This is a genomic window from Mesorhizobium sp. M2A.F.Ca.ET.037.01.1.1 (assembly GCF_003998075.1).
Classification (GTDB): Bacteria; Pseudomonadota; Alphaproteobacteria; order Rhizobiales; family Rhizobiaceae; genus Mesorhizobium.
In genome coordinates this window covers 1-11983 of record NZ_RZSA01000074.1, presented here as the reverse complement: position 1 = coordinate 11983, position 11983 = coordinate 1, and the positions used below count along the sequence as shown (strand labels likewise).

Annotated in this window: 10 protein-coding genes; 4 read left to right on the top strand and 6 right to left on the bottom strand. The window is 64.6% G+C overall.

The window, feature by feature from the left end; all coding sequences use genetic code 11:
• From EOA27_RS06325 to EOA27_RS06315, 3 genes are all read right to left on the bottom strand, one after another.
• A partial coding sequence (locus tag EOA27_RS06325) for an ABC transporter permease (protein WP_189561970.1) occupies positions 1-831 on the bottom strand: 831 nt, incomplete at its 3' end.
• An 89-nt stretch (positions 832-920) separates the two neighbouring features.
• The gene (locus EOA27_RS06320; RefSeq protein ID WP_126081384.1) at positions 921-1925 is read right to left on the bottom strand and encodes a sugar ABC transporter substrate-binding protein; all 1005 of its coding nucleotides are present in this window, start codon (positions 1923-1925) and stop codon (positions 921-923) included.
• Between the two features lie 32 nt (positions 1926-1957).
• Positions 1958-2935: an ABC transporter permease gene (locus EOA27_RS06315; RefSeq protein ID WP_127255761.1), complete on the bottom strand. Its 978-nt coding sequence runs from the start codon at positions 2933-2935 to the stop codon at positions 1958-1960.
• A gap of 339 nt (positions 2936-3274) precedes the next feature.
• Between EOA27_RS06315 and EOA27_RS06310 the strand changes: the two genes are divergently transcribed.
• On the top strand, positions 3275-4150 hold the full coding sequence (locus EOA27_RS06310) for an MBL fold metallo-hydrolase (RefSeq protein ID WP_126081382.1): 876 nt from the start codon (positions 3275-3277) through the stop codon (positions 4148-4150).
• A gap of 67 nt (positions 4151-4217) precedes the next feature.
• Here EOA27_RS06310 and EOA27_RS06305 read toward each other — a convergent pair whose 3' ends face one another.
• Complete coding sequence (locus tag EOA27_RS06305; protein ID WP_126081381.1) at positions 4218-5384, bottom strand: ABC transporter substrate-binding protein; 1167 nt, start codon at positions 5382-5384, stop codon at positions 4218-4220.
• 576 nt (positions 5385-5960) lie between these two features.
• Here EOA27_RS06305 and EOA27_RS06300 point away from each other — a divergent pair.
• The 3 genes from EOA27_RS06300 to EOA27_RS06290 are packed head-to-tail and all read left to right on the top strand — an operon-like array spanning position 5961 to position 9431.
• Complete coding sequence (locus EOA27_RS06300) at positions 5961-6860, top strand: branched-chain amino acid ABC transporter permease (RefSeq protein WP_126081380.1); 900 nt, start codon at positions 5961-5963, stop codon at positions 6858-6860.
• Positions 6861-6867: 7 nt separating this feature from the next.
• On the top strand, positions 6868-8712 hold the full coding sequence (locus tag EOA27_RS06295; RefSeq protein WP_127255759.1) for an ATP-binding cassette domain-containing protein: 1845 nt from the start codon (positions 6868-6870) through the stop codon (positions 8710-8712).
• Positions 8709-9431: an ABC transporter ATP-binding protein gene (locus EOA27_RS06290; protein ID WP_126081378.1), complete on the top strand. Its 723-nt coding sequence runs from the start codon at positions 8709-8711 to the stop codon at positions 9429-9431. Before EOA27_RS06295 ends, EOA27_RS06290 begins: the two co-directional genes overlap by 4 nt.
• A 31-nt stretch (positions 9432-9462) precedes the next feature.
• Here the strand turns inward: EOA27_RS06290 and EOA27_RS06285 are convergent, their stop codons facing one another.
• Both EOA27_RS06285 and EOA27_RS06280 read right to left on the bottom strand, forming a co-directional pair.
• Positions 9463-10476: an ABC transporter permease gene (locus EOA27_RS06285; protein WP_126081377.1), complete on the bottom strand. Its 1014-nt coding sequence runs from the start codon at positions 10474-10476 to the stop codon at positions 9463-9465.
• The coding region (locus EOA27_RS06280; RefSeq protein ID WP_145970274.1) for a sugar ABC transporter ATP-binding protein at positions 10473-11983 on the bottom strand (1511 nt) is incomplete at its 5' end. The genes EOA27_RS06285 and EOA27_RS06280, both read right to left, overlap by 4 nt.

Below are 11983 nucleotides of genomic sequence, written 5' to 3'. Positions count from 1 at the left end.
GAGCACAAGCAGGCTGCCGATGATGGCCTTGGCGACGGAGCCCCGGCCGCCGCCGATTGCGGTCCCGCCGAGCACCGCGGCGGTCAGCGCCTGGACCTCCAGGCCGACGCCGGTGTCGGACCCCGTGCTGCCGAGGCGTGCGGCGAACAGGAAGCCGGCCAGCGCGCACATGGTGCTCGACGCGACATAGGTGAGGAACACCATGAAGCGCACATTGATCCCGGCATTGAAGGCCGAGCGCCGCGCCCCGCCGACGGCCGTCAACCGCCAGCCGGGTCGCATGCGAGAGAGCACCAGATGCCAGGCAAGCGCGATGGTCAGCGTGATCACCAGCGACACCGGAATGCCGAGCACCGTGCCTTCGCCGATGAACACCCACAGATCCGACATCGAGAACCCCGACATGATCGAGGTCGACATGCGCACGAAGACGATCTCGTAGAGCGAGCGGAAGATGATCAGGCTGACCAGCGTCGTCAGGAAGGCGCGCAGCCGCAGATAGCCGATCAGCACGCCGTTGATGGCGCCGCAGATCATTCCCATGCCGAGAATGCCGGCGAGAACAGCCGGCACGGGCAGCTCGTAGACATTCACGCCGATGAGCGAGAACAGAACGGCCAGCGAAAAGACCGAGGCCACTGAGAGATCTATGCCGCCCGAGATCATGACGACGGTGAGCGCCAGGACGACAAGCCCGAATTCGGCGAACTGCCGGGCGAGATCCGACAAGCTGGACAGCGACAGGAAGTCGGGAATGATCGATCCCATCACCAGCACGGTAAGCACCAGCGCGGTGAACGGGATGGCGTTGTCGATCCATCGCTTGGACATGATCTCCCCGATCAGATGATCGGGGAGATAGCGCGAGCGCAGAGACGCTAGAGTGTCGCTTGACATGATGCTGATTGACTTGCCCCGGCTCACTTCAACTGGTCGAGCGACCAGCAGGTGCGCGGACCGATATTGTCTTTCGTCAGCAGCGTCAGCGGCGTGTAGTAGGAGGTCTTCGATTCGCCTGCCTTGGCGGGCGACAGCAGCGTCTGGACGATCTGCTGGTTGATCGCGTTGCCCTGCAGCGGCACGTCATAGCTGATGATCAGGTCGAGAAGCCCCTTCTGGATGTTGTCGCAGCCGATCTGGTTGCCGCCGCCCGAGGTCACGACATAGACGTCGTTTGCCTTGCCCGCCGCCTGGATGGCAGCGCCCGCGCCGACATCCTGGTTGTCCCAGTTGCCGACCACGCCGCAGAGATCGGGATGCTGCTGCAGCACCGTCTCCATGATGGCGCGCGCCTTGGCCGGATCATACTGGGCGGCCTGCTCGGACACGATCTTGATCGCCGGGTCCTTGGCGAAGGTCTGCTTGTAGGCATAGAGCTCGTAGAGGTCCGACGCCGCTGTTGGCTGGCCGCGGATGATCGCGATCTTGCCGGACTTGCCCGATCCCGTGCCGCACTGCTTCACCAGCGCGTCCGACTCGATATAGCCGACGCGCGACCAGTCGGCGCCGACATAGGCGTCGGTCGGCACTACCGATTCCAGGTTGAGCTGGACCACCTTGATGCCGGCGTCCATCGCACGCTTCAAAAGGCGCGCATAGGACTGGACGTCAGGATTGTGCGCGATGATCAGGTCTGGCTTTTCGGCGATGAGCGCCGTCAGCGCCCGCGTGCCGGCATCCGTGCTCCAGTTCGGGTCGCGGATCTCGAGCGTGTAGCCGAGGTCGGCCGCCTGCTTGCGCATGATCGCCGCCCAGCCCTCCGTCAGGTCGAAGCCCATGGCCAGCGGAATGAAGACGACGCGCTTGCCCTTGAGGCCGTCGTAGAACGGATTGCGCGACGGATTGTCGAGGCCGTCATCGGCATGTGCGGCCCCCGCCAGGCCGAGTGCCATGAGCCCGGCCGCCAGGATAGTTCTGAATTTCATGATTTCCTCCCATTGGATTGCAAAGCTTGTCTTCAGATGTCGCCCTGGCTCTGTTGCGAAGTCTGCTCGTCCCTGGGGTTGATGAAGCTATCGACCGTGATGGCGAGCAGCAGGATCAGGCTCTTGATGAGGTTCTGCGTCGTGTAGGTGATGTCGAGGATGGTCATGCCGTTGAGGAGCACGCCGACCAGCAGCGTCCCCACCAGCACGTTGCGCACGCTGCCGCGGCCGCCGCTGAGGCTGATGCCGCCGAGCACGACGACCAGCAGCACGTCGTAGATCATCGTCGAGTTGTAGACCCGCGTGCTCATTCCCGAGACGGCGGCGGCCATCACCACGCCGGCGAGGAAAGCGATCAGAGCGCTGATCACATATTGCGCCACGATCAGCGGGCGCAGCGGCAGGCCGGTGATGCGCGCGGCGAGCGCATTGTCTCCGGCCGCATAGACGAAGCGGCCGAAGCGCGTGCGCATCAACACCAGCGCGACCAGTGCGGCCAGCACGGCAAAGGCGACGATGGGCATCGGCAGGCCGAGGAAAGCCCCTCGTCCAAGGAAGTCGAACCAGTCGACGCCGGCAGGCGAGTTCTGAACGTCGATCTGGAACAGGAAGGCGCGTCCCGAGCCATACATCACGAGGCCCATCGCAAGCGTAGTGAAGATGGCGGGAATGTCTGCATAGGCGATCAGGATGCCGCTCCCCAAACCGGATACCAGTGCCAGCAGGGCGCCGTAGACCAGAGCCGTGTCGAAGGGCATACCGGCCTGCGCCATCGACAGCACCCAGGACAGCGACACCACCATGGTCGCCACCATGGCAAGGTCGATACCGCGGCCGATGACGACCAGCCCCATGCCGAGGCCCAATATGCCCAGGATGGAGACGCTGCGCACCAGAGCGATCAGATTTCCCGCGGTCAGGAAATTGTTCAGCGTGGCGGCGAAAACCACGAACAGCGCGACGGCGAGCGCGAACACCACGCCCTCCTGCGACAACCGCGCCTTGGCCATTGCGCCACCTCCCGAACCAGGCCTTGCCGGCCCGTCGCGAAGCCCTTCGCGACCTGCTTTTCCTCGCCGCGACCATCCCCTTTTTGGCTGGCTCAAGACATATCCGCCCAGGGAATATCAGTTATGTTTCATGCCGGGCGGGGCATCGGACGCCTGAGCTGTGCGGTGGGTTGAAAGCCGGACACTTTCGGCATCGTCGGCAAGGCCTGTCATGCGACAAGCGCCATAGCTGTTATCCTGATTCCGCACTGCCTCATCGCTTCACTCCGCCTTGCCAATCGCGCAAAACTGCTGAGCGACAAGAGGAGGCGCCAAAGGCGCCTGTCGCACCGGGAGGAAATGATGACGGACGAGCCGCGCAAACAGACGCCGGGGGTCTACAGACGCCGAGTGGGCGATGCCATGGTGACCGTCATCAATGACGGTTTCCTCGATATCAGCGTGGCCATCCTGCGCGGGACGGATCGCGGCGACATGGAGGGCCTGATGCGCGAGCAGTTCCGGCACACGGAACCGCGTCTCACCGTCAATGCCTTCGTGATCGAGACGGGCAAGAACACCGTCCTGGTCGACGCCGGAGGCGGGTCGACCACGGTCTATTCCATGGGGCTGCTGCCGCAGAATCTCGAAGCCGCCGGCTTCAAGCCCACGGACTTCGACACCGTCCTGCTCACCCATATCCATCCCGACCATTCGAGCGGCCTGATGGACACTTCGGGCAAGCCGCTCTTTCCACGGGCTGAAGTCATCGTTCACCGGGATGATCTCGACTTCTGGTCCAATCCCGAGAAGGCTGAAAAGTCCGCCGCGGCGCGGCCTTATACCGGTTCGGCCGATGCGTTGCTGTCCAGCTATCGGGGTCATTTCCATCCCGCCGAAGGCGGCGAGGTAGTGCCGGGCATCCGGCAGCTTCCGCTGCCTGGACACACGCCCGGCCATAGCGGCTATCAGCTCGACTCGGCCGGCGAAACGCTGGTGATGTGGGGCGACACGGTGCACGTGCCGGAGATCCAGATTCCGCGGCCGCAGGTCACCAGCGAGTTCGACGTTGATGAAGCGTTGGCGCATGAAAACCGCCGCAAGATCTTCGAGCATGTCGCCAACGAGCGGCTGCTCGTCACCGGCGGGCACCTGCATCTGCCCGGGTTCGCGCATCTGGTGAAGGCGGGGGATGGCTTCCGCCTCGTTCCTGAAAGCTGGATGGTTCAGCTCTAGAAAACGGACATCAAAAACGGCTCCGGGCCGGCCCGATGGACCGGCCCGTGTGTTTTTAAGCCAGACGTCAATCCGTGACTTCGACCCAGGTCTTGCTCTTGGCGTCGTATTTGACCAGCGTCACCTGCTCGGCGGTGATGGTGATGTGGCTCTTTTCGGAGAAGCTGATATTGCCGGTCATGCCCTTGAAGCCCTGGACCGCGTTGAAGCCTTTCTGCAGGTCTTTCGGATTCGTCGACTTCACGTCCTTGATGACCTGCGCCAGCATCTTGATGCTGTCATAGGCGCCCGCCGAGAAGGGCGTGGCATCGACGTTGAACTTCTTCTTGTAGGCGTCCTTGAACGCCAGAAGTTCCGGACCCGGATGCAGCTCGGTCGTCAGCATCGCGGTGATCGTTCCATCGGCAAGGTCGCCGGCGAGCTTCGAGTAGGTATCGTCGGCGTTGGTCTCGTCATTGCCGTAGACGATGGCGTCGTAACCAATCGAATGCAGGTCCTGCACGAAGGCAGCCTGGTCCTGCGGGGTGAGCCACACGTCGACGCATTTGATGCCTGCGGCCTTGATGGCGTTGACCTCCGGCATCAGGCCAGCGGTCGCGCCCGTCGACCAGTTCTCGGTGATGGTGTGATCCATGGCGATCTTCTTGCCGGCCTTGTCATAGGCAAGCTGGATGCCGAACAGACCGCCCTGCCCGTATGTGGATGGATCATGCAGCACCGCGAGGCCATCGGGGCAGTGCTTCAATGCATGCTGGCCGATCTTCTCGCCCCAGGCAAAGGTGTTGAGACCGAAGTCGAAGACCCACGGGTTCGGCGGGCTGGTCGGCCCGTCCGGATTGACGGTGAGGCCGCCATCGTCGACGACGCCGATGGTCGGGAACTTATGGCGCTCAGCCAGTTGCGCCGTGACCGGGCCGGTGTCGGGCGAGCCGGCAATAGCGATCGCGCCCTGCGACATCAGCTTCTCATAGAGCTGCCCGGACAGCGTGGCCGACGCATTGTCGTTATGCGGGTCGAGCTTGAAGGTGTGGCCATCGACACCGCCGGCGGCGTTGACCTCGTCGACCGCCATCTGCGAGCCGTTCACCGTGGCGACACCGGTCGAACCATAGGCGCCGGTCGTTCCCGCGATGAGGCCGATGAGATATTCGTCCGCCGCGCTGGCTTGAACGCAGAGCCCCCAGAACGCCGTCGTGGCCAGCAACATCGCGGAAGTCGTCGCGAGTTTTCTCATGTCTGATTTTCCTCCCTGCGATCGGTGGGCAGGAACCGACAACCCGATCGCTCAATTGCCCTGCGCTTCCCGCGCCCTCTCGGTGATGGATTTTGCTATCCCGTCGCCAGGCCTTGTCAACGCGAGCGCCAGCGCCCCGAAGCCGGTTCAGCGACCCTGTCAATGCCACTGGAGAAGCCGACCGGGCACGATCATCGGTATCGCAAAAAGGGAGCTCGGCATCTAGGATAACTTATTGCTCCCACTTGCTTTTATACCAAACCAACTTCCTAAAACCGCGCGCCGAAAGACGCCTTGGACCGCCTCGCCGCGCCCCGCGTTTCACCGTTCCGAAACGCCGTTCAATCGCTGCGCTCATAGCTGTTATGTCACTCGCATCAGCTATTTCCGGACGGTCATTTTCGACTAGGTTTTTGACACCGGCGCAGCAGGCCAGAGCTGGACAAATTGCGGCATGGAACCCCCGCCCGACGGTTCATCTTGAATTCGGGCGGCTATCCGACGGAAGCGTCTCCCGCGAGGCGGTCAAGCCGGCTGAGGAGGCGACGCCGGCGAGGGGAGAGGGGCAAGCCACCAGTGCTGCAATTCGTGTTGAGCGGGGTAGCGATAGGATCGATCTACGGTCTGATCGGCATGGCGCTCGCGATCTCGTTCTACGTCACCCGCATCATCAATTTCGCGCAGGGCCAGCTGATGATGGTGACCGTCATGGTCACCGCCGAGCTCGCCTCCTCCGGCTATCCGGTCTGGCTGGCCGCGCTTGCCGGCCTGGCGTGCTCGTGCATCGTCGGCATCCTGTCCTATGTCATCGCGGTGCGGCCGATCCTTTTGTCGAACCGCTTCAGCTTCGGCTGGCTGGTGTCGACGCTAGGCTTCGCAGTGATCGTCGAAAATGCGGCCGCCTATATCTGGGGCCCGACGTCGCAGGCTTTTCCGCCGATCCTCAACGGCATCAGCCTGCCGATCGGCGGCGCGGTGCTGACTGCCCAGCAGCTTCTCGCCATCGTCACCGCCGCGGTGCTTGCCGCCGGCTTCGAGATCGTGCGGCGCTATACGCTGTTCGGCAAGCTCGGCATGGCGACGGCAGCCGATCCCGAGATGGCATCGGCCATCGGCGCCAACACAGCAATCGTCGCGATCGTCGCCTTCACGGTCTCCGCCGTTTACGCGGGGATCGCGGGCCTGCTCATCGGACCTTCGACCTTCGCCAATCCCTATCTCGGCGATACGTTCGGGACCTACGGCTTCATAGCCATGATGATCGGAGGCGGCACCGAGCGGCCGATAGCGGCGATGTTCGGCGGCGTGCTGCTCGGCGTCTGCGCCGAAGGCGCCAACGCGCTGATCAATTCACAGGCCTCGGACTGGTTCCCCTTCATCGTGCTCGTGCTGATCCTGATCGTCTCGCCCAAAGGCCTGTTCAGCACCAGCAATCCACTGTTTCGCCCGCGCCGAGCGGCCATGACGCGCGGCTGAGGTGAGCATGGCCCCTGCATTCGATACTCAGTCGGGCGCCGCCGCTCCAAGGCTTCGCATCGGCCGCTGGCGCGCCGCCGGGCTGGCCGCTGCCCTGATCGCCTATCTAGCGGCCACCGCCTATGTCGCCCAAACCGACCTCGGCCTGCAGAGCCTACTGCTGGTGGCCGCTGTCTTCGGCATCCTTGCGATCAGCCTCGACCTCGTGGCCGGGATGCTCGGCCTGTATTCGCTGGGCCAAGGCGGCTTTTTCGGAATCGGCGCCTACGCGACGACGATCCTTGCCAACGACTATGGCTGGAACGTCTTCGGCCTGCTCATGCTGGTCCTGGCGGCAACGGGCTTGATCGGCATGGCCGTGGGCGCAATGTCGCTTAGGGTCAGCGGCCTCTACTTCGCCATCACCACCTTCATCTTCACGCTGGTGCTGACGGTCCTGGCGACCGACATGGTCACCGTCACCGGCGGCCTACAGGGACTGCTCGGCCCGGCCTTTCCGGATTTCCCGGCAAGCCTGGAATGGCTCGGCACACCTTTGGTGTGGTGCATCATGCTGGCGCTGCTCGCCTGCCTCGGCCTGGTCTGGAATATTCGCCATTCGCCGCTCTACCCGATCCTGCTTTCGATCCGCGACGCCGAGCCGTTCGCTGAGGCCGCCGGCGCGCGCACGGCGGCGATCAAGGTCGGCGTCTTCGGCGTCTCGGCCGCGATGGCCGGAGGGGCAGGCTGGCTCTTCTCGTTCCTCGGCGTCGTCTCTCCCAGCCAGTTCGACTGGTCGGTGTCGCTGAACGTGCTTGTGATGGTGCTGATCGGCGGCATCAACACAAGCATCGGTCCGGTCGTCGGCGCCATGTTCGTCTCGATGTTCCCGAATGTCGTCAACATCAATCCCTGGCTGCAGGAGATCGTCTACGGAGCGCTCTCGATCCTGGCGATCACGCTGTTGCCCGACGGTGTCGTCGGCATTGCGCGGCGCGCGCTTGCACGGCGCGCCGGCGGGACAGCCCAGGTGGCAGATGCCGCCGCGGCCGAAGCCTTGACTGCCCCGCCCGCTATTGCGCCCTCGTACGCTTCGCCAAAAGACTCCGAGGTCATCGTGGAGTGCCGGGGCATCGAATTCGGCTACGGGCTCGGCCCGAAGGTCCTGCGCAATATCGACCTGGTCGTCCGCCGCGGCCATATCCATGGCCTGATCGGCCCGAACGGCTCGGGAAAGAGCACGCTGGCCAATGTGATATCTGGCCGCCTGACGCCGCATGCCGGGGAAGTCCTACTCAAGGGTACACGCGTCGACGGCATGCCGGCGAGCAGCCGCTCGCGGCTGGGACTGCGGCGCACCTTCCAGGCCGCGCAGTTGGTCAAGGAACTGACGCCGACGCAGAACGTCATGGTCGGGCTCTTCGATCGCGTGCCGCGCATCGTCCGCCGCGCGCCGCTCTGGCCGATGCTTGCCTCCGGCCGGCGCGACCTCGCGGCCATGCAACGCCGTGCCAGCGAGGCTCTCAGCCTCGTCGGCGCCGGCGACTGGACGGCGAGGCAGGTAGCAGACGTCCCGCACGGCATCGAGCAGCTGACGCAGCTCGCCTCGGTCTGCGTGGCCGGGCCGGACATCATCGTGCTCGACGAGCCGGCGACCGGACTGTCCGCCGAGGAGGTCAGGCATCTGGCCGCGATCCTAGCCAGTCTGAAGACTCAGGGCGTGACGATGATCATCATCGAGCACCAGACGCGCTTCCTGTTCCCGCTCTGCGACCGCGTGACCGTGCTCAACGCCGGCGAAGTGATCCTCACCGGCTCCGCCGATGAAGTGCGTGCCGACCCGGTGGTCAGACAGGTGTATCTCGGCGAATGAGCGAACAGCCCACCCTCGAAATCAACTCGTTAAGCGCCGGCTATGGCCGCTTCGACGTCGTGCGCGACGTGGCGCTGAGCGTCAGCAAGGGCGAGGCCGTCGCCTTGCTAGGACCGAACGGCGCCGGCAAGACAACAGTGCTGCGCGCCATCATGGGCCTCGTCAAGCAGCGGCGCGGCCTGATCCGCATCGGCGGCACCGATGTCTCGGCGCTCCCCACCCACCGCATCGCCCGCGGGTTGGCCGCGATCGCGCCGGAGGGGCGCCGCCTGTTCCTCGACCAGTCAGTCGAGGACAATCTGCTACTCGGTGCCCTGCATCTGCGCCATGACCGGGCGCGCACCCAGACATTGCTCGCGTCTGTCTACGACCTCTTTCCTGTCCTCAAGGCCTATCGCCAGCGGCTGTCGTCATTCCTCAGCGGCGGCGAGCAGCAGATGGTCGCGATCGGCCGCATGCTGATGAGCGACCCCGAGATCATGCTGCTCGACGAACCGTCGGTGGCGCTTTCTCCCGTTGCCGTCGACATCGTGGTCAAGGCGATGCTGGAGTTGCGCCAACGCGGCGCCTCGCTGCTTCTTGTCGAGCAGCGCACCGACGTCGCAACCCGGGTCTGCGACCGGCTCTACGTCATGACGCATGGCGAGATCGTCGACGAGATGAAGCCGGAGACGATCCGCTCCGGCGGCATGTCGATCCTCAACAAATATCTCGGCTGACGCCTGAAACCGTCTCGAGCGGTGACGCCTCTCACGCCGAGGCGGCGTAGCGCCGCGCGAGCGCCGACATGCCGACGGCGAGAACCAGGATCCCGCCCTTGAAGATCGGCTGGAAATGGGTGGGCGCGCCGAAGATGCTGAGCCCGTTGAAGCCGACCGCCAGGATCAGCACGCCGACCAGCGTTCCGGTAATGTGGAACTCGCCCTCGCGCAAGGTGGCGGACCCGAGGAACACCGCGGCAAAGGCGTCGAGCAGGTAGCCGTCGGCGGCGGCCAGCGTGCCGCTGCCGAGCAGCGACGAGAGCAGCGTGCCGGTGAGTGCGGCGCAGAAGCCGGCGGTGGCGAAGGCGAAGATCTTGATGCGGTCGACGCGAATGCCGGACAGCCTCGCCGCCTCCATGTTGCTGCCCACGGCCTGCATCTTCTGGCCGATGTCGGTCTTGTTGAGCACGGTCCAGAGCGCCAGCAGCACCACGACCATGATGATCACCGGGTTGGGCAGACCGAAGACGATGCGGCCGAGCGAGATGTCGGTGAAGGCGCGCGGGATGCCGGTGGCGATCGGAAAGGCGCTGTAGGTGAAGCCGATGCCGGTCAGCATCGTGCCGATGCCAAGGGTCGAGATCACCGCGTTGATCCGGACCTTGGTCACCAGCAGGCCGTTGAGGATGCCGATGCCGGCGCCGAGGGCGAGCGCGCAGATGATGCTCAGCCAGATTGGAAAGCCTTCATAGGCCATCAGGCCGGTGACGATGAGGCCGACGAAGCTTGCCACATAGCCGATGCTGAGATCGAACTCGCCGACTACAAGCGTATAAGTCAAGCCGCTGGCAATGATCGCGGTGAGCGAAGCCTGGCTCAGGATGTTGAGGAAATTGGCGCGCGACAGGAAAACGCCAGGCGCGTTGATGGAGAAGAACAACACCATCAAGAGCAGCCCGATGATCGTTCCGTAGCGCGACAGGCCGATCAGTGCGGTCCGCTTCCACGAGGACCTGCGGGCCTGCGGCGCTTCCTTTGCCACGGGGACAGTCTCGGCCGTCATGCCGCTTCTCCTTGATCGTCATGCGCGTCGTGATAACTGAGCTCGATGATGTGCGCTTCGGTGATGTCGGCGCCGGTGAGTTCGCCGGTGATGCGGCCCTCGCGCATCACCAGGACGCGGTCGGCCAGCAAAGTGAGTTCCTCGACGTCGGAGGAGATCACCAGGATGCCGACGCCGGAGCGGGCAAGCGCGCGGATCGCGTCATGTATCTCCTCGCGCGCGCCGACATCGACGCCCCGCGACGGCTCATCGAGGATTAAAAGTCTGGTGCCGGCATTCAGCCAGCGCGCGATCAACGCCTTCTGCTGATTGCCGCCGGAAAGGCCGGCGATCCTGGCCGTCACGCTCGGCGTCTTGATGCCGAGATGGGCGACAAGGCTTTCCGCCTGCCGCCGGCCCTTGGCGTCGGAAAGGAACGGAAGACCGGGCACGCTGCGCAGCAGCTTCAGTGTTGAGATGTTGATGTTGAAAGCTACAGATTGCTGCAGCATCACCCCTTGCGAGCGGCGCTCCTCAGGCACCAGGGCGATTCCTGTCTCGACCGCCTCGGACGGGTTGGCGACATTGAGCCGCTTGCCGTCCAGTTCGAAATGGCCGGCCTCGGGGCGAGCGAGCCCGGCAACGAGATGAGCGAATTCGGTGCGGCCGGCCCCGACGAGCCCGCCGAGCGCCAGAACCTCCCCCTTGTAGAGATCGAGGCTCACATCCTTCACCGCCTGCTTCCAGGCAATGGAGCGTGCGGAAAAGACCGGCTGCCGGCTGCGGTCGGGGGCAAGGCGGTCGCGCTCATCCGGCGTGCGGATGGCATGGCCGATGATGGCGCGAACCAATCCCTTCTTATCCAGCGCGCCGCGCTCGGCCTGGCTGACGATGCGGCCGTCGCGGAGCACGGTGATCCTGTCGCAAAGCTGCAGCACTTCTTCCAGCCGATGCGACACGTAGAGGATGGCGACGCCCTGGGCGGCGAGATCGCGGATGATGGCGAAGAGCTGCTCGCTTTCCGGCGCGGAGAGCGAGGCTGTCGGCTCGTCCATCGCGATCATGCTGGCGTCGCGGGTAAGCGCCTTGCCGATCATGACCAGCCAGCGCTGGGCGACCGAGAGCTCCGAGACTTTCGTGTCGAGCGGAAACCGGATGCCGACGCGCTCGGCCGCGGCGCGCGCGGCGACGCCCGAGCGCTTCCAGTCGATCATGCCGAACCGCGTCACCTTCGGCGCACCGAGCAGCATGTTCTGCAGGGCGCTGAAATGCGGGATCAGATTGAGTTCCTGATGGATGAAGGCGAGGCCCGCGCGCTCGGACGCCTTCGGCGTGCCCAGCTGAAGCTCATTGCCCGCGATGGTCACGCTGCCCTGGTCCGGACTGGTGACGCCGGCGAGACAGCGGATCAGCGTCGACTTGCCGGCGCCGTTAGCGCCGACAAGGCCGTGCACCCGGCCGCGCTCGATATCGAGATCGGCGCGGTCGAGCGCGAGTTCGCCCGCAAAGGATTTGGTCAGGCCGCGGA

Coding starts and splice junctions, on each gene's coding strand:
- EOA27_RS06305 (WP_126081381.1), bottom strand. CDS start 5,384: ATGAGAAAACTCGCGACGACTTCCGCGATGTTGCTGGCCACGACGGCG.
- EOA27_RS06310 (WP_126081382.1), top strand. CDS start 3,275: ATGATGACGGACGAGCCGCGCAAACAGACGCCGGGGGTCTACAGACGC.
- EOA27_RS06315 (WP_127255761.1), bottom strand. CDS start 2,935: ATGGCCAAGGCGCGGTTGTCGCAGGAGGGCGTGGTGTTCGCGCTCGCC.
- EOA27_RS06290 (WP_126081378.1), top strand. CDS start 8,709: ATGAGCGAACAGCCCACCCTCGAAATCAACTCGTTAAGCGCCGGCTAT.
- EOA27_RS06285 (WP_126081377.1), bottom strand. CDS start 10,476: ATGACGGCCGAGACTGTCCCCGTGGCAAAGGAAGCGCCGCAGGCCCGC.
- EOA27_RS06295 (WP_127255759.1), top strand. CDS start 6,868: ATGGCCCCTGCATTCGATACTCAGTCGGGCGCCGCCGCTCCAAGGCTT.
- EOA27_RS06320 (WP_126081384.1), bottom strand. CDS start 1,925: ATGAAATTCAGAACTATCCTGGCGGCCGGGCTCATGGCACTCGGCCTG.